This is a genomic window from Terrabacter aerolatus (assembly GCF_007991735.1).
Classification (GTDB): Bacteria; Actinomycetota; Actinomycetes; order Actinomycetales; family Dermatophilaceae; genus Terrabacter; species Terrabacter aerolatus.
In genome coordinates, this window is record NZ_BJYX01000041.1 from 1 (window position 1) to 16,837 (window position 16,837).

Below are 16,837 nucleotides of genomic sequence, written 5' to 3' on the forward strand. Positions count from 1 at the left end.
GGCCACCATCCCCAGCCACTACGTCACTGCCCCACTCACCGGAGCACTGACGTAGCCGCCAGCACCCACCACCCGCCCGGCCACCCTCCCCAGCCGTTACGTCACTGCTCCGTGGTGGGAGGCAGTGACGCAGGGCCTCGTCCACAGCCCCTCCCGTGCCAGCGCGCTTGTGGACAACCGTGGGTCGACAGCCCAGCGGTGTCGGCGGACCGCCTCAGGATCAGCGGCATGGACACCAGGATGGACTGCGGGAGCAAGGGGATGCGCGACGAGGTCGCGCGCTACGTCGTCCGGGCCCGACGGCGCGCCGACCTGAGCCAACGTGATCTGGCCGCTCGCCTGGGTGTGTCCCCGAGCACGATCGGTCGGTACGAGACCGGAGTCGCAGCGCCGCCCCTGCACGTGTTCAGGGAGATCCTCGATCTGGCCGGCCTTCGGCTCGCGATCGTGGACGACGAGGGAATCGCGGTGTCCCCCGTGCCGGTCGACACGGTGCGAGACAACCAGGGGCGCCGGTTCCCCGCGCATCTCGACGTAGCTCCCGCGGACGAGGTGCCGTACGAGCGCTGGGCGTTCCCGCGCTACGACCGACCCGACGCGCAGGGCTGGTTCCAGCACCGAACCGCTCGCGACGCGGCTGCCGAGGGCGCGACCCCCCGGGAGCGGCCGGCCGATCACCCGACGGAGGCCGAGCTCGCCCGGCGTCGACGCCTCATGCGCGGTCGGCAGCCTCGGGTCGATGCACCGCCGCCGCCGGAGCTCGAGTGCGACTGTGTCGACCCGTGCTTCGAAGAGCTGTGCGTCGCCGAGTGCCCGTGCCAGTGCGAGCCCCGGTCCGGCGACCTCTGGCGACGGCTCCTTGCCGCGCGGCCGTCAGCCCCCGATGCGGGTGCGGACCTCGTACAGCTCGGGGAAGAAGGTCAGGTCGAGCGCTCGTCGTAGGAAGTCGACGCCGGTCGAGCCGCCGGTCCCGGTCTTCTGGCCGATGGTGCGCTGCACGACCTGCAGGTGCCGGAAGCGCCACTGCTGGAAGTTGTCCTCGAGGTCGACGAGCTCCTCGCACGTCTCGTAGACGCCCCAGTGCTCGTCGGGCCGGGCGTAGACGCCGGCAAAGACGTCGACGAGGCCCTCGTCGAGGCGGTAGGGCTGCGTCCAGTCACGGTCCAGCAGGGAGGGCGGGACGGCATACCCTCGCCGGGCGAGGTAGGCGAGGAACTCGTCGTAGAGGCTCGGCTCGTGCAGCAGCGTGTCGAGCGCCGAGCGCGCGCCGTCGTCGTGCGCGAAGACCGCCACCATGTCGGCGTTCTTGTTGCCGAGCAGGAACTCGACCTCGCGGTACTGCGCCGACTGGAAGCCGGAGCTCGCGGCGAGGAAGGGTCGGATCTCGGCGTACTCGCTCGGCGTCAGCGTCGCCAGCACCGACCACTGGTCGGTGAGCGTGTGCTGGATGTGCTTCACGCGCGCCAGGCGCTTGAGGGCCGGAGCCAGCTGGTCGTCGCCGAGCAGGCTTCTGGCAGAACGCAGCTCGTGGATCAACAGCTTGAGCCAGAGCTCCGACGTCTGGTGCTGGATGATGAAGAGCAGCTCGTCGTGCTGCGGCGGTTCGCTGAGCGGCTGCTGGGCGCTGAGGAGGGTGTCGAGCCGGAGGTAGTCGCCGTAGGACATCTTGCGCGTGAAGTCCCGCTGGATGCCCTCCTCCAGCTCGCGCCTGCTGCGCCTGTCGAGCCCGTCGGGGGCAGCGTCGTCCATGGGCGCGATCCTAGGGGTCGGGTCAGCGGGTGCGCGGCCGGATGCTGACGAGGTGCGAGACGACCCCCGGCACCCACCCCGTCTCGCCGCGCATCCACCGTGCACCGACGAGGTTGTGCGGGACCACCACGGTGTCGGCCCGGGCGGCGACGAGCCCCAGGTCGGTGCCGAACACGTCGGTGACGATCGCCCACTCGCGGGCGCTGTGCCGGGCGAGGTACTCACCGATCGCGACGGCATACGTCTCGACGACGACGTCGGGCCCCTCGCCCGACCCGCCCTCGTCGACCCAGCGCCGGAAGGCCTCGTCGTAGTGGGCACCGATCGACGCCAGGTCGTCGACGTCCACGCCGTCCGCCGCGGCGTGATCGAGCGCGGTGGCGATCCGCGCGCGCTCCTCGTCACCGAGCGGGACCGCGACGGGACGGCCCGTGAAGTCCGAGGCCGACGTGTCGTCGGCCTCGGCCGGGTCGAGCTCGGCGACCGCGGCCGCGTCCGTCGGCATGGCGTCGTCGTCCCTGCCCTTGCGCGAGAACAGTCCCATGCCGGCCAATCTAGTGGCTCGGACGCGGCCCGGTCAGGCCCGACGGATCAGCCGAAGGTGTCCGGGTCGGGCCCCGTGCGGGTGCCGCGGTCGAGAGTCGCCAGGGCCTCGAGGTCGTCCGCGCCGAGGGTGAGGCCGAAGACGTCGAAGTTCTCGGCGATCCGGGACGGCGTCACCGACCTCGTGAGCACGACGTTTCCGAGCTCGAGGTGCCAGCGCAGGACGAGCTGGGCGGGCGTCACGTCGTGCTGTTCGGCGATCCTCGTCACGACCGGGTCCTCGAGCAGACCGGCCCGGACGGCGAGCGGGCTCCACGCCTCGGTCACGATGCCGTGATCGGCGTGGAAGGCCCGCAGCTCGCGCTGCTGGAGGTAGGGGCTCAGCTCGACCTGGTTGACCGACGGGAGCACCCCGGTCTCGTCGAGGAGCCGCTGCAGGTGCGGCACCTGGAAGTTGCACACGCCGACCGAGCGGACCCGACCCTCACGCTGGAGCTCGAGCATCGCCTTCCACGCGTCGACGTAGCTGTCCTGCGCCGGAGCGGGCCAGTGGATGAGGTAGAGGTCGAGCACGTCGATGCCGAGGCGCTGCATCGAGGCGTCGAAGGCTGCCGGCACGTTGTCGTGGTCGTCGTTCCAGACCTTCGTCGTGACGAACACGTCGTCACGGTCGACGTCGTCGCGAGCGAGGACCCGACCGACGCCCTCCTCGTTGCCGTAGATGCGTGCGGTGTCGATGTGCCGATAGCCGACCTCGAGGGCCTGACCGAACGCGGCGTCGACAGTGGCGTCCGGGACCTCCCAGACGCCGAAGCCGATCTGCGGGATGGCGAGCCCGGGGGTGGAGGCGTGGCCGAGGGGGATGGTGGGTGCTGACTGGAGTGTCGTCATGCCCTCCACGTTAGGTCGGTGCCCCGGCCGGCGATGTGCCGGACCTCACTGCGAGACGACCGGGAATACGGGCGAGGAGGCCGAATCCAGCCGGGGTCTGCCCGATAGAGTCCGAGCCATGGCATCCATCAGCAAGGTTTTGATCGCAAATCGTGGTGAGATCGCCGTCCGCATCGCGCGGGCGTGCACGGACAGCGGCATCGCCTCGGTCGCGGTCTATGCCGAGCCGGACCGGGATGCCCTGCACGTCAAGGTCGCCGACGAGGCCTACGCCCTCGGCGGGTCCACCCCCGGCGAGAGCTACCTCGTCCAGGAGAAGCTGCTCGACGTCGCGCGGCAGGCAGGCGCCGACGCGGTGCACCCGGGCTACGGGTTCCTCGCCGAGAACGCGTCCTTCGCCCAGGCCGTCATCGACGCCGGACTGGTCTGGATCGGCCCCGGCCCCGGCGCCATCGACTCCCTCGGCGACAAGGTCAAGGCGCGCCACATCGCCACCAAGGCCGGGGCGCCGCTCGTGCCCGGCACCAAGGACCCGGTCTCCGGGTCGGACGAGGTCGTTGAGTTCGCCAAGGAGCACGGTCTCCCGGTGGCCATCAAGGCGGCCTACGGCGGCGGCGGCCGCGGCCTCAAGGTCGCCCGCGTGATGGAGGAGATCCCCGACCTCTACGACTCCGCCGTCCGCGAGGCCGTGACGGCCTTCGGTCGCGGAGAGTGCTTCGTCGAGCGCTTCCTCGACCACCCGCGCCACGTCGAGACCCAGTGCCTGGCCGACCAGCACGGCAACGTCGTCGTCGTCTCGACGCGCGACTGCTCGCTCCAGCGCCGCAACCAGAAGCTCGTCGAGGAGGCCCCCGCGCCGTTCCTCACCGAGGAGCAGCACACCGAGCTGCTGCGCGCCAGCAAGGCGATCCTCAAGGAGGCCGGCTACGTCGGCGCCGGCACGTGCGAGTTCCTCGTCGGCCCGGCCGGCGACATCAGCTTCCTCGAGGTCAACACCCGTCTGCAGGTCGAGCACCCCGTGACCGAGGAGGTCACCGGGATCGACCTCGTGCGCGAGCAGTTCCGCATCGCCAACGGCGAGTCGCTCGACTACGGCGACCCCGAGCCGCACGCGCACTCCATCGAGTTCCGCATCAACGGCGAGGACGCCGGCCGCGGCTTCCTCCCCGCGCCCGGCACCGTGACGCGCATGGTCGTGCCGCAGGGCCCGGGCGTGCGCTGGGACGCGGGCATCGTCGAGGGCGACACCGTCGCCGGGGCGTTCGACTCGATGATCGCCAAGCTCGTCATCACCGGGCGCACCCGCGAGCAGGCGATCGACCGGGCGCGCCGAGCGCTGGCCGAGCTGACCATCGAGGGGATGCCGACCGTGGTCCCGTTCCACCGGGCGGTCGTCTCCGACCCGGCCTTCGCCCCGGCCGACGGATCCCCCTTCACCATCCACACCCGCTGGATCGAGACCGAGTTCGACAACACGATCGAGCCGTATGCCGGGGGCTCGGCCGACGCGGCCGAGGCCGAGGAGCGCCAGACGGTCGTCGTCGAGGTGGGCGGCAAGCGCCTCGAGGTCTCGCTCCCGGGTGGCCTCTCGCTCGGCGGCGGCGCGGGCGGCTCGGCCGTGAAGAAGAAGGCGCCGAAGCGCTCCGGTGGCGGCAAGTCGGGGGGCGCGGCCTCGGGCGACTCCCTCACCGCGCCCATGCAGGGCACCATCGTCAAGATCGCAGTCGAGGAGGGCGCGACGGTGGCCGCCGGTGACCTCGTCATCGTCCTCGAGGCGATGAAGATGGAGCAGCCCATCACGGCCCACAAGGCCGGTGTCGTCTCGGGGCTCACGGCAGCGGTCGGCGAGACCGTGACGTCCGGCGCCGTGCTCGCCGAGATCAAGGACGTCGCCGAGGCCTGACCTCGACGCCGACCGAGTCGCACGACGACGGGCCGACCCGCCACGTGGCAGGGTCGGCCCTTCGTCGTCGTCGGCGCCGGCTCGGCTCAGCGCTGCCCGACGTTGCTCAGCGCTGCCCGACGTTGCTCAGCGCTGCCCGACGTTGCTCAGCGCTGCCGGCCGCGCTCAGCCCTGGCGGGGCGGCGGGTCGCCGAGCGTGATGTCGCCCTCGCCCGAGCCGGGCAGGTTCGGGTCGGGCACGCCGGGAAGGTCCCGCTCCGCGCCGGGCTCCCCCGCCGGAGGGATCTCCGACGGCCCGGGGCCACCGGGAAGGTGCGGGTCGACGGGCGCGGGATCCGTCGGGTCGACCGGGGGCCTGGGCTCGACCGGGCCCGGGCCCGGCTCGGGGGTCGGTGCGGGCGGGGGCGTGGGCACCGGCTCCTGGGTGGGTGCCGGTGTGGGGCTCGGCGCGGGCGGCGGCGTCGCGGGCGGCTGCGTGCCGTCGCCGTCGGGTGGCAGCCCGAGTGTCTCCTTGAGCTTGTCGCTCCCCTGGTCGACCTGGTCGGCGTACTTCCCGCCGGTGCGCTCGTTGATGAGCTCCTCGGCCCTGTCGAGACCCTGCTGGGCCTGGTCGGGATGTCCCTTGACGAAGTCCTTGGCCTTCTGGATCCAGTCGCTCACGGTGTGTGCCTCCACGGTCCGACCTGCTCAGCGACACCGTCCGGCTACCGTCCGGCGACCCTGACGTGACGGCGACGCCGCCACGATCCTGACGCTACGCCTCTGGCACACTGCTCATGTGCTTGCGACCCTGGCGACTGCGACGCCCGACCAGACCTTCTTCTCGGTGACCAACCTCGTCATCTTCATCGTCGTGGCCGCGATCTTCTACCCGCTCCAGAAGAAGCTGCGCGAGACGGTGTCCCGTCGTCGCCGGGAGCGGTGGGCGCAGGAGGACCAGCTCGCCGGGCGCGAGCGCGACGACAGCGACCACCCTCCGACCGAGCCGCAGCCCTGACGGGCCGGACGACGGCGTATGCCGCGTCGCCGGGTCAGTCGGACTGGTGCAGCTGCCGGGCCGCCTCGGCGATGGAGCCGGAGAGCGACGGGTAGACGGTGATGGTGCTCGAGACCTGGTCGACGCTGAGGCGGTTCTGCACGGCGAGGGCGACCGGGTAGATGAGCTCGGACGCCTTGGGCGCGACGACGACCCCGCCGAGGACCGTGCCGTAGCCCTTGCGGCAGAAGAGCTTGACGAAGCCGTCGGTGATGCCCTGCATCTTGGCGCGCGGGTTGCGGCCGAGCGGCAGGGTGACGCACTGGACGTCGGGTGACTCGTCCGCGGCCTGCTGCCCGATGCCGACGGTGGCGATCTCGGGCTCGGTGAAGATGTTGGCGGCGACCCCGCGCACGTTGAGGGGCGAGACGGCGTCGCCGAGGGCGTGCCACATGGCGATGCGGCCCTGCATGGCGGCCACGGAGGCGAGGGGCAGGACGCCGGTGCAGTCGCCTGCCGCGTAGACGCCGCCGACGCTCGTGCGCGAGACGCGGTCGACCTGGACGTGGCCCGACGGGCTCAGTTCGACCCCGGCCTCCTCGAGGCCGAGACCGGCCGTGTTGGGCACCGACCCGACGGCGAGCAGCGCGTGCGAGCCCTCGACGGTGCGGCCGTCGACGAGCGTCACCACGACGCCGTCGGCGGTGCGCTCGACGGACGCGGCGCGTGACTTGTTCAGCACCTCCATGCCCCGCTTGCGGAAGACGTCCTCGATGACGGTGGCGGCGTCGGCGTCCTCGCCCGGCAGGACGCGGTCGCGGGACGACACGAGGACGACCTGCGAGCCGAGGCCGAGGTAGGCCTGCGCGAGCTCGGCGCCGGTGACGCCGGAGCCGATGACGACGATGCGCTCGGGCAGCTCGTCGAGGGAGTAGATCTGCTGCCAGGTGAGGATGCGCTCGCCGTCGGGGCGCATCGTGTCCATGACCCGGGGGGCCGCGCCGGTGGCGACGAGGATGACACCGGCAGGCAGCTCCCGGGTCGTGCCGTCGGTGAGCTGCGCGACGACGCGCTCGCGGCCGGCGATGCGGGCGGTGCCGCGCAGGACCGTGACACCGACCTGCTCGAGGCTGCCCTGGATGTCCGCGCTCTGGGCCGCGGCGAGGGCGCGGATGCGGTCGTTGACCGTGTGCGCGTGGGCGACCGCGTCGGAGACCTCGTCGCCGTCGTCGTCCTGGAGCCGGACGCCGAGGTGCGACGCGGTCTGGAAGTCCGACATGTAGTCGGCCGTGGCGATGAGCGCCTTGCTCGGCACGCAGTCGGTGAGCACGGCCGCGCCCCCGAGGCCGTCCTTCTCGACGATGGTGACGTCGGCGCCGAGCTGGGCGGCGACGAGGGCGGCCTCGTAGCCACCCGGGCCGCCGCCGATGATGACAACGGTCGTCTCGCGCGTGATCACGAGGTCCATCCAACCATCCCGGCGCGGGACGCCGACCGGCCCCCGAGGGCCGCCACGGACCACCGGGGACGCGCGCTCAGGTCGCGAGGACCTCGCTAGAGTCCTGATCGTGACCCGTTCTCCCCGTGATCTCAACGACCCCTCCACCGACCCGTTCGACGTCGCCGCCGACGCCGCCGCCGTCATCGCCGAGCGCACCGGTGTCGACCACCACGACGTCGCCCTCGTGCTCGGCTCGGGCTGGGGCCAGACGGCCGACCTCATCGGCGAGACGCTCGCCACCGTCGACAACGCCGACGTCCCCGGCTTCCACGCCGCCGCCGTCGCGGGCCACTCGGGCAGCATGCGCTCGGTCGCCATCGGTGACACCGGCCGCCGGGCCCTCGTGTTCGGCACGCGCACCCACTTCTACGAGGGTCGCGGCGTGCGGTCCGTCGTCCACGGCGTGCGCACGGCCAAGGCCGCGGGCTGCTCGACCATCGTGCTGACGAACGGCTGCGGGGGGCTCAACCCGGCGTGGGCCCCGGGCACCCCGGTCCTCATCCGTGACCACATCAACCTCACCGCGCACTCCCCCATCGAGGGCGCGAACTTCGTCGACCTCACCGACCTCTACACGCCGCGGCTGCGCGACCTCGCGCGCGAGGTCGACGCCGACCTCGACGAGGGCGTCTACGTCCAGTTCCGGGGACCGCACTACGAGACCCCGGCCGAGGTGCAGATGGCCAAGGTCATCGGGGGCGACCTCGTCGGCATGTCGACGAGCCTCGAGGCCATCGCCGCGCGCCAGGTGGGTCTCGACGTCCTCGGCATCTCGCTCGTCACCAACCTCGCGGCCGGCATCTCGGACCAGCCGCTGAGCCACGCGGAGGTCCTCGAGGCCGGGCAGGCCGCCGCCGAGCGCTGCGGCCGGCTCCTCGCCGACGTCGTGGGTCGCCTCTGATGACCACGGTCGACACCACCGAGACGTTGTATGCCGCAGCGCGCGCCTGGCGTGACGACGACCCCGACCCGACGACACGGGCTGAGCTCGACGCCGTCCTCGGGCGCGCCTCGGAGGGCGACGAGGCGGCAGCGGCCGACCTGGCCGACCGCATGTCGGGCCTGCTCGAGTTCGGCACGGCCGGGCTGCGTGGAGCGCTGGGGGCCGGGCCGAACCGGATGAACCGCAGCGTCGTCATCCGTGCGGCAGCCGGCCTCACGGCATACCTCAAGGACGAGGGGCGGGCGGGCCAGACCCCGACGGTCGTCATCGGCTACGACGCGCGCTACAACTCCGACGTCTTCGCCCGCGACACGGCGGCCGTCGTCGTCGCCGCCGGCGGGCGGGCGCTGCTGCTCCCCCAGCCGCTGCCGACCCCCGTCCTGGCCTTCGCGATCCGTCACCTCGGAGCCGACGCCGGCGTCATGGTGACGGCGAGCCACAACCCGCCGCAGGACAACGGCTACAAGGTCTACCTCGGTGACGGCAGCCAGATCGTGCCGCCGTCCGACGCCCAGATCGCCGCGCACATCGCCCGGGTCCAGCGGGTGGCCGACGTGCCTCGTGCGAACGAGGGCTGGGAGACGCTCGGCGACAACCTCCTCGAGCGCTACGTCGACGCGGTCGTGACCGTCGTCGACCCCGACTCGCCCCGTGACCTGCGCACCGTCCACACGAGCCTGCACGGCGTCGGTCACGCCACGGTGCACACCGCGTTCGTGCAGGCCGGGTTCCCGGCCCCGGTCGTCGTCGACGAGCAGGCCGTGCCCGACCCCGACTTCCCGACGGTCGCGTTCCCGAACCCCGAGGAGAAGGGTGCGATCGACCTCGCGCTGGCCCGCGCCCGCTCCGTCGGCTGCGACCTGGTCATCGCCAACGACCCCGACGCCGACCGGTGCGCTGCGGCCGTGCTCGACCCGGCGCTCGGTGACTGGCGGATGCTGCGCGGCGACGAGGTGGGCGCGCTCCTCGGGGCGCACATCGTGCGACGCGGCGTCACGCGGCGCGACGTCTTCGCCAACTCGATCGTCTCCTCCCGGCTGCTGGCCTCGATCGCCAAGGCAGCCGGGCTGCGCCACGAGGAGACGTTGACCGGCTTCAAGTGGATCTCCCGGGTCGGGCGCCTGCGCTACGGCTACGAGGAGGCGCTGGGCTACTGCGTCGCCCCGCAGATCGTCCGCGACAAGGACGGCGTCAGCGCCGCCCTGCTGCTGGCCGAGCTGGCGGCCACCCTCAAGGCCGAGGGACGCACCCTCACCGATCTGCTCGACGACCTCGCTGTCGAGCACGGCGTGCACGCGACCGACTCGTTCTCGGTGCGCGTCTCCGACCTCGCTCAGACCGACGCCCTGATGGGACGACTTCGTGCCGAGCCCCCGACGACCGTGGCCGGCGTCGAGGTCACGCGCACCGACGACCTCGGCAAGGGAGACGGCGGACTGCCGCCCACCGAGGGGCTGCGCTACCACCTCAAGGACCGGTCCCGGGTCATCGTGCGCCCGAGCGGCACCGAGCCCAAGGTCAAGGTCTACCTCGAGGTCATCGAGCCGGTGTCGAGCGCGGCCGCGCTCGGGGAGTCGCGCGCCGTGGCCGAGACTCGCCTCGCCCGGGTCCGCGCGGCCTTCGAGGAGCTGACCGCCCTCTGACCGTCCCGGCCTGACCGTCCCGGCGGGCCACCCCTGGTGGTCGCCGGATGCGCCGTCTGCTGCGCGCGACCTCGGCCGTCCTCCGGCTCAGGTCGCGCCTGCGCCGGCGGGGCAGGCGCGCGGCGGCTCAGACGACGAAGGTGCCGATGACGAAGAACGCGGCGGCGGCCAGCAGCAGCCCGACGGACAGCGGGTCCCAGGTCTGGTGGGCGATGCGCGGGGTCCGGCCGTCCTTGCGCCGGCGGTCGGCGGTCCGGCGCTCCTCGACCTCGGCCGCGACCGTCTGGGCCTCGACCTTCGGCTTCGTCGGCGTCTCGATGGTGCCCTTGCCGCGGACCTTGTTGGCCCCGACCGACATGAGGCCGCGGCCGTACTTCGGCCGGCCCGGGTCGGCCGGGACGCCCCACGCGGTGTAGCGCCGGCCCTCGACGACCAGCTCCAGCGCCCAGCGGGAGCGCACCTCGGTGATGACGGGCCACGTGACGTCGACGACGCGCAGCGGGTTGACGAGGCGCAGGCCCTCGGCGTGGATCACGACGCAGGGTCGGACGACGAAGAGCCACAGCAGCACGAGGGCCAGCACGACCGTCGAGATGAGCGCCCAGCTGCGCGGGGCGGTCAGCAGGCCGGGGACGAGCAGGGCCAGCCCGCACACGGCGCCGACCACCCCGATGCCGATCGCGGAACCGGGCCGCAACGTGCGTGCGTCACGCAGTCCGGGCTCTCCCCCGATCTCGCCTTGGGGTTCCGGGACGGTCGGCTGCGGCACATCGGGACTCACGGACAGACTCTCTCACGCGTCACGGCCTGTCTCGACAGGTGGATAGACTCCCGTGGTGACTGTTAGCACCACGACGCGCACCGCGCAGGACCTCACCGCGCAGGCGCGGGACGTCCTGGGGGTGTCACGCCTGACCAACCACGCCCTCACCTCCTGGCTGCACGGCCTCCCCGGAGTCGACCAGGTCGGCTGCGAGGCGCGCGCCGCCGCGCTCGGGACCCGCTCCGTCAAGACGACGAGCAAGGCCTGGGCCATCGACACCGCCATCGGCATGATCGACCTGACCACGCTCGAGGGCTCCGACACCGTCGGCAAGGTCCGGTCGCTCTGCGCCAAGGCCCTCGTGCCCGACGCCCTCGACCCGAGGACCCCGCGGCCCGCCGCGATCTGCGTCTACGGCGACATGGTCGCGACGGCCAAGGCGGCCCTGGGCGACAGCGGCATCCACGTCGCCGCGGTCGCCACGGCCTTCCCGTCCGGCCGCGCCAGCATGGCGGTCAAGCTGGCCGACACGCGTGACGCCGTGGAGGCCGGCGCCGACGAGATCGACATGGTCATCGACCGCGGCGCGTTCCTCTCGGGCGACTACCTCACGGTCTTCAACCAGATCGCCGAGGTCAAGCAGGCCTGCGGCGCGGCCCACCTCAAGGTCATCATGGAGACGGGCGAGCTCGTCACCTACGACAACGTGCGCCGCGCCTCCTACCTGTCGATGCTCGCCGGCGGCGACTTCATCAAGACCTCGACCGGCAAGGTCCAGCCGGCCGCCACGCTCCCCGTCACCCTCATCATGCTCGAGGCCGTGCGCGACTGGCGCGAGCTCACGGGCGTCCAGGTCGGGGTCAAGCCCGCCGGTGGCATCAAGACCACCAAGGACGCCATCAAGTACCTCGTCATGGTCAGCGAGGTCGCCGGCGACGACTGGCTCTCCCCCGAGTGGTTCCGCTTCGGCGCGTCCAGCCTGCTCAACGACCTCATCCTCCAGCGCCAGAAGCTCACGACGGGTGCCTACTCCGGCGCCGACTACGTGACCATCGACTGACCGACCGCGCCCCGCACCGCGACTGACACGACAGCGCCCACGAAAGACATCCCATGCCGAAGTTCGAGTACGCCCCCGCGCCCGAGTCGCGCGCCATCGTCAGGATCGAGAAGTCCTACGGGCTCTTCATCGACGGCGCCTTCACGCGCCCCAAGGCGACCTTCCCGACGATCAACCCCGCCGACGAGACGGTCCTCGCCGAGGTGAGCCAGGCCGGCCCCAAGGACGTCGACAAGGCCGTCGCCGCGGCCCGCCGCGCCTACGAGGGCGTCTGGGGCCGGATGAGCGGCGCCGAGCGCGGCAAGTACCTCTTCCGCATCGCCCGCATCCTGCAGGAGCGGGCGCGCGAGTTCGCCGTCCTCGAGACGCTCGACAACGGCAAGCCGATCAAGGAGACCCGCGACGTCGACGTGCCGATCGCCGCGGCGCACTTCTTCTACCACGCGGGCTGGGCCGACAAGCTGGAGTATGCCGGCCTGTCCGCCTCGGGCGCCGACGTGCCGCGCCCGCACGGCGTGGTCGGGCAGGTCATCCCCTGGAACTTCCCGCTGCTCATGCTGGCGTGGAAGATCGCGCCCGCCCTCGCCACGGGCAACACCGTGGTCCTCAAGCCCGCCGAGACGACCCCGCTCACGGCCCTGCTCTTCGCCGAGGTGTGCCAGCAGGCCGATCTGCCCGCCGGCGTCGTCAACATCGTCACCGGCGACGGCCGCACCGGTCAGGCCCTCGTCGAGCACCCGGACGTCGACAAGATCGCCTTCACCGGCTCGACCGAGGTCGGCAAGGCCATCGCCCGCTCCATCGCCGGCACGTCGAAGAAGGCGACGCTCGAGCTCGGCGGCAAGGCCGCCAACATCGTCTTCGACGACGCCCCCATCGACCAGGCCGTCGAGGGGATCATCGGCGGCATCTTCTTCAACCAGGGCCAGGTCTGCTGCGCCGGTTCGCGCCTGCTCGTCCAGGAGAACGTCCACGACCAGGTCGTCGCGAAGCTGAAGCGCCGGCTCGCCACCCTCCGCGTCGGCGACCCGATGGACAAGAACAGCGACCTCGGCGCCATCAACTCCAAGGCACAGCTCGACCGGATCACCTCCCTCGTCGAGGCCGGCGTCGCCGAGGGCGCGGAGCGCTGGAGCCCCGAGTGCGCCCTCCCTGCCAAGGGCTACTGGTTCCCGCCGACCGTGCTCACCGGCGTCTCGCAGACCCACCGGGTCGCCACCGAGGAGATCTTCGGGCCGGTCCTGTCCGTCCTGACCTTCCGCACCCCCCAGGAGGCGGTCGCCAAGGCGAACAACACGGCATACGGCCTCTCGGCGGGTGTCTGGACCGAGAAGGGCTCGCGCATCCTCTGGATGGCCGACCAGCTGCGCGCCGGGGTCGTGTGGGCCAACACCTTCAACCGCTTCGACCCCACCTCACCGTTCGGTGGCTACAAGGAGTCGGGCTACGGCCGCGAGGGCGGTCGTCACGGGCTCGAGGCCTACGTCACCACCGCCCCTGCGACCCTGACGGGAGCCGTCCGATGACCCGCCTCGACGTGCGCAAGACCTACAAGCTCTACATCGGCGGTGCCTTCCCGCGCAGCGAGTCCGGTCGTACCTACGAGGTCGTCTCGGCCAAGGGCGAGTTCCTCGCCAACGCGGCGATGGGCTCGCGCAAGGACGTCCGTGACGCGGTCGTCGCCGCGCGCGGTGCCCTCGCCAAGTGGTCGGGTGCGACCGCCTACAACCGCGGCCAGGTGCTCTACCGCGTCGCCGAGGTGCTCGAGGGCCGGCGCGCCCAGTTCATCGAGGAGGTCGCTGCGAGCGAGGGCCTCACCCCCCGGGCCGCGGGCGCGAGCGTCGACGCCGCGATCGACCGCGTCGTCTGGTACGCCGGGTGGACCGACAAGATCGCCCAGGTGCTCGGCAACCTCAACCCGGTGGCCGGCCCCTTCTTCAACGTCTCCGCACCTGAGCCCACCGGGGTCGTGGGCGTCCTTGCGCCGCAGACGTCCTCGCTGCTCGGTCTCGTCTCCGTGGTGGCCCCGGTCATCGCCGCCGGCAACACCGCGGTCGTCGTCACGTCGGCGTCGCGTCCCCTACCGGCCGTGACGTTCAGCGAGGTGCTGGCCACCTCCGACGTGCCCGGTGGTGTCGTCAACATCGTCACCGCGCAGACCGCCGAGGTCGCGACGTGGCTCGCTGCGCACCGCGACGTCAACGCCGTCGACCTCACCGGGGTCGCGGGCGCCGACGGCGTCGACTGGGCCGCCCTCGAGCGGGAGGCGGCCGGCAACCTCAAGCGCGTCCTGCGCCCGGTGCTGTCCGACGGCGTCCCGGTCGAGCCCGACTGGACGGCCGACCCGGGTCTGACCCGGATCCGCGCCTTCGTCGAGACGAAGACCGTCTGGCACCCCAAGGGCCTCTGACCCCGTGGTCGGAGGCGACGGTTCGGCGCCCGGCGGCGGGGCTTCCCGTCGCCGGGTCATCCTCCTCACCGGACCCAGCGGTGCCGGGAAGAGTCGCCTGTCGGCGCGGCTCAGCACGGCCCACGGCTGGCCGGTCGTGCGACTGGACGACTTCTACCGCGAGGCGAGCGACCCTCGCCTGCCCCGCTCCCCCCTCGGCATCCCCGACTGGGACCACGCCGACTCCTGGGATGCCGATTCGGCGGTCGACGCGCTGCGCCGGCTCGTCGACGAAGGCACGGTCGAGGTCCCGGTCTACGACATCGGCGCGTCCGCGGTCACGGGAAGGCACGTGGTGCAGGCGCGTCCCACCGACTACGTCGTGGCCGAGGGACTCTTCGCCGGGCGGCTCGTCGAGCACCTGCGCCGTGAGGACCTGCTCGCCGAGGCCCTGTGCGTGCGGCAGAACCGCTCACTGACGGCGCTGCGCCGCTTCGTGCGCGACCTCTCCGAGCGTCGCAAGCCACCGCACATCCTCGTGCGGCGGGGCTTCACGCTGTGGCGCGAGGAGCCCCACGTCGTGGCCCAGGCGGAGGCGCACGGCGCCCGGTGCCTGCACCCCCGTCAGGCCGAGGCCGAGCTCGGTGGCCTGCGGCGCACGGCCGGCACCGCCTGACGGGCCGTGCCGCCCCGCCTCCGGCCGCGGCCTCGGTCGTCCGTGGGACCGGTGCGACCGGTGCGACCGGTGCGACCGGTGCGACCCGGCGGCCTCTCCAGCTCAGTTGACCGGGGGTGCGGTGTGCCCGAGGTCGACGTAGCCGGGCTTGATGACCCCGTCGATGATCTCGAGCCGTTCGTCGAAGGGGATGAACGCCGACTTCATGGCGTTGATCGTCACCCAGCGCAGGTCCTCGATCGTCCAGCCCGCGTGGTCGCGCAGGAGGGCTGCCTCCCTCGTCATCGACGTGCCGCTCATGAGGCGGTTGTCGGTGTTGAGGGTGACCCGGAACCGCAGACGACGCAGGAGCGTGATGGGGTGCAGTGCGATGGACGGCGCCGCGGAGGTCTGCAGGTTGCTGCTCGGGCACATCTCCAGCGGGATGCGCTTGTCGCGCACGTAGGCGGCGAGGCGCCCCAGGCGCACCCGGTCCAGCTCGAGCGAGGTCAGGGCGTCGTCCTCCTGGTGGCCCTCGACCCACTCGGCGAAGGGTGAGCCGTCGATCGTGATGTCGTCGACGATGCGGACGCCGTGTCCCAGCCGGTCCGCGCCGCACCACTGGATGGCCTCCCAGATGGACGGCAGGCCGAACGCCTCCCCCGCGTGGATGGTGAAGTGGAAGTTCTCCCGGCGGAGGTACTCGAACGCGTCGAGGTGACGGGTGGGCGGGTAGCCCGCCTCCGCGCCGGCGATGTCGAACCCCGACACCCCCTCGTCGCGGTAGCGGATCGCCAGCTCGGCGATCTCGGTCGACTTGGCGGCGTGGCGCATGGCCGTCAGCAGCGACGTGACCCTGATCCGGTGGCCGGCCTCGCGCGCCTTCGCCTCCCCATCGCGCAGGCCGGCGTTGACCGCCTCGACGACACCTTCGAGCGTCAGACCACGGCTCAGGTGCTGCTCGGGCGCGTAGCGGCTCTCGGCGTACACGACGCCGTCGGCGGCCAGGTCCTGCGCACACTCGCTGGCCACGCGGAAGAGGCCCTCGCGCGTCTGCATGACGGCCAGGGAGTGGTCGAACGTCTCGAGGTAGCGCGGGAGGGAGCCGGAGTCGGCACTGTCGCGGAACCAGGTGCCCAGCTCCGCCGCGTCGGTCGCGGGCAGGCCGTCGTAACCGGCGTCGCCGGCGAGCTCGACGATGGTCTGCGGACGCAGGCCGCCGTCCAGGTGGTCGTGCAGGAGGACCTTGGGAGCCACACGCAGCTCCGCGTCGCTCGCACGCTCGATGCTCCCGCTCGTGCCGGCGCCGGTGGTGTCGACGGTCATGCCGTCTCGCTCGGCGCCTCGTCGTCACGGTGGACCGTGGTCGGGCTGAAGGCGGGCAGGCAGACCGCGACGTACTCGGCACCCTCCGGACCGCAGGAGTAGCGGATGCGCTCCCCACCACGGGTCATGACGGACTGTCCGGCAGCCACCTCGAGGGAGCCGCCGTCATGGTCGACGACGACCGTTCCGGCCAGGACGAGCGTGATCTCGTCGAACTCGGGCGTCTGGAAGGGCTCGGACCAGCCGGCCGGCGCCACCATTCGGGCCACCGAGACCGAGGCCTGGAGCCCCGCGTCGGGAGTGTTGACGGCACCGACGTGCTCGTCGATGACCTTGCCACCGGGGACGGGGATACGAGTCGGGGAGGGGATGAGTTCAGGCACGGGCCCAGACTAGTGGACCCCCGTCGCCCCGCGAGATGGGCCCGACATGGGCATGGAAATGGGTATGGAAATGCGACAACCCCGCCGGTTGCCCGGCGGGGTTGTCGTGAAT

17 protein-coding genes are annotated in these 16,837 nt (G+C 72.2%); 9 read left to right on the top strand and 8 right to left on the bottom strand.

Annotation, left to right across the window (positions count from 1 at the left end; translation table 11 throughout):
• Nucleotides 1-228: 228 nt before the first annotated feature.
• The gene (locus TAE01_RS19880; protein WP_147068546.1) at nt 229-942 is read left to right on the top strand and encodes a helix-turn-helix domain-containing protein; all 714 of its coding nucleotides are present in this window, start codon (nt 229-231) and stop codon (nt 940-942) included.
• On the opposite strand, the gene TAE01_RS19885 is transcribed toward TAE01_RS19880, so the two are convergent.
• From TAE01_RS19885 to TAE01_RS19895, 3 genes are read right to left on the bottom strand one after another with little or no spacing between them, the layout of a single operon-like run.
• Nucleotides 874-1,749, bottom strand: coding sequence for a tryptophan 2,3-dioxygenase (locus tag TAE01_RS19885; protein WP_147068547.1), 876 nt, complete (start codon nt 1,747-1,749; stop codon nt 874-876). The two genes, TAE01_RS19880 and TAE01_RS19885, sit on opposite strands and share 69 nt — an antisense overlap.
• A 22-nt stretch (nt 1,750-1,771) precedes the next feature.
• Nucleotides 1,772-2,293 carry a DUF3806 domain-containing protein gene (locus tag TAE01_RS19890; RefSeq protein ID WP_147068548.1) on the bottom strand — a complete coding sequence of 174 codons (522 nt, stop codon included), beginning with the start codon at nt 2,291-2,293 and terminating at the stop codon, nt 1,772-1,774.
• Between the two features lie 47 nt (nt 2,294-2,340).
• Entirely contained in the window at nt 2,341-3,183 is an 843-nt protein-coding gene (locus tag TAE01_RS19895) for an aldo/keto reductase (RefSeq protein WP_147068549.1), read from the bottom strand.
• A 118-nt stretch (nt 3,184-3,301) separates the two neighbouring features.
• Here TAE01_RS19895 and TAE01_RS19900 point away from each other — a divergent pair, with 118 nt between their 5' ends.
• Complete coding sequence (locus tag TAE01_RS19900; RefSeq protein WP_147068550.1) at nt 3,302-5,086, top strand: acetyl/propionyl/methylcrotonyl-CoA carboxylase subunit alpha; 1,785 nt, start codon at nt 3,302-3,304, stop codon at nt 5,084-5,086.
• A gap of 165 nt (nt 5,087-5,251) precedes the next feature.
• Here the strand turns inward: TAE01_RS19900 and TAE01_RS21020 are convergent, their stop codons facing one another.
• On the bottom strand, nt 5,252-5,746 hold the full coding sequence (locus TAE01_RS21020; protein ID WP_246111474.1) for an antitoxin: 495 nt from the start codon (nt 5,744-5,746) through the stop codon (nt 5,252-5,254).
• A gap of 118 nt (nt 5,747-5,864) precedes the next feature.
• Here TAE01_RS21020 and TAE01_RS19910 point away from each other — a divergent pair, with 118 nt between their 5' ends.
• Nucleotides 5,865-6,083, top strand: coding sequence for a hypothetical protein (locus TAE01_RS19910; protein ID WP_147068552.1), 219 nt, complete (start codon nt 5,865-5,867; stop codon nt 6,081-6,083).
• 34 nt (nt 6,084-6,117) lie between these two features.
• On the opposite strand, the gene TAE01_RS19915 is transcribed toward TAE01_RS19910, so the two are convergent.
• A complete protein-coding gene (locus TAE01_RS19915) occupies nt 6,118-7,530 on the bottom strand; it encodes an NAD(P)H-quinone dehydrogenase (RefSeq protein WP_246111475.1) in 1,413 nt (470 codons plus the stop codon).
• Nucleotides 7,531-7,630: 100 nt separating this feature from the next.
• Here TAE01_RS19915 and TAE01_RS19920 point away from each other — a divergent pair, with 100 nt between their 5' ends.
• Both TAE01_RS19920 and TAE01_RS19925 read left to right on the top strand, forming a co-directional pair.
• On the top strand, nt 7,631-8,464 hold the full coding sequence (locus TAE01_RS19920; protein WP_147068553.1) for a purine-nucleoside phosphorylase: 834 nt from the start codon (nt 7,631-7,633) through the stop codon (nt 8,462-8,464).
• Nucleotides 8,464-10,149, top strand: coding sequence for a phospho-sugar mutase (locus TAE01_RS19925; RefSeq protein ID WP_147068554.1), 1,686 nt, complete (start codon nt 8,464-8,466; stop codon nt 10,147-10,149). The genes TAE01_RS19920 and TAE01_RS19925 overlap by 1 nt, the downstream gene beginning before the upstream one ends.
• Nucleotides 10,150-10,276: 127 nt before the next feature.
• On the opposite strand, the gene TAE01_RS19930 is transcribed toward TAE01_RS19925, so the two are convergent.
• Nucleotides 10,277-10,930, bottom strand: coding sequence for a PH domain-containing protein (locus tag TAE01_RS19930; RefSeq protein ID WP_147068555.1), 654 nt, complete (start codon nt 10,928-10,930; stop codon nt 10,277-10,279).
• Nucleotides 10,931-10,985: 55 nt separating this feature from the next.
• On the opposite strand from TAE01_RS19930, the gene deoC reads away from it, so the two are divergent.
• The 4 genes from deoC to TAE01_RS19950 are packed head-to-tail and all read left to right on the top strand — an operon-like array spanning nt 10,986 to nt 15,037.
• Nucleotides 10,986-11,972 carry a deoxyribose-phosphate aldolase gene (gene deoC, locus TAE01_RS19935; protein WP_371860869.1) on the top strand — a complete coding sequence of 329 codons (987 nt, stop codon included), beginning with the start codon at nt 10,986-10,988 and terminating at the stop codon, nt 11,970-11,972.
• A gap of 53 nt (nt 11,973-12,025) precedes the next feature.
• Complete coding sequence (locus tag TAE01_RS19940; RefSeq protein WP_147068557.1) at nt 12,026-13,498, top strand: aldehyde dehydrogenase family protein; 1,473 nt, start codon at nt 12,026-12,028, stop codon at nt 13,496-13,498.
• Nucleotides 13,495-14,382, top strand: coding sequence for an aldehyde dehydrogenase family protein (locus TAE01_RS19945; RefSeq protein ID WP_147068558.1), 888 nt, complete (start codon nt 13,495-13,497; stop codon nt 14,380-14,382). Before TAE01_RS19940 ends, TAE01_RS19945 begins: the two co-directional genes overlap by 4 nt.
• A gap of 4 nt (nt 14,383-14,386) precedes the next feature.
• Nucleotides 14,387-15,037, top strand: coding sequence for a uridine kinase family protein (locus TAE01_RS19950; RefSeq protein WP_147068559.1), 651 nt, complete (start codon nt 14,387-14,389; stop codon nt 15,035-15,037).
• Between the two features lie 102 nt (nt 15,038-15,139).
• On the opposite strand, the gene TAE01_RS19955 is transcribed toward TAE01_RS19950, so the two are convergent.
• Nucleotides 15,140-16,342 (bottom strand): adenosine deaminase, encoded by a 1,203-nt coding sequence (locus tag TAE01_RS19955; RefSeq protein WP_147068560.1) that lies wholly within the window; start codon nt 16,340-16,342, stop codon nt 15,140-15,142.
• The gene (locus TAE01_RS19960) at nt 16,339-16,725 is read right to left on the bottom strand and encodes a cupin domain-containing protein (RefSeq protein WP_147068561.1); all 387 of its coding nucleotides are present in this window, start codon (nt 16,723-16,725) and stop codon (nt 16,339-16,341) included. The genes TAE01_RS19955 and TAE01_RS19960 overlap by 4 nt, the downstream gene beginning before the upstream one ends.
• Between the last annotated feature and the right edge of the window lie 112 nt (nt 16,726-16,837).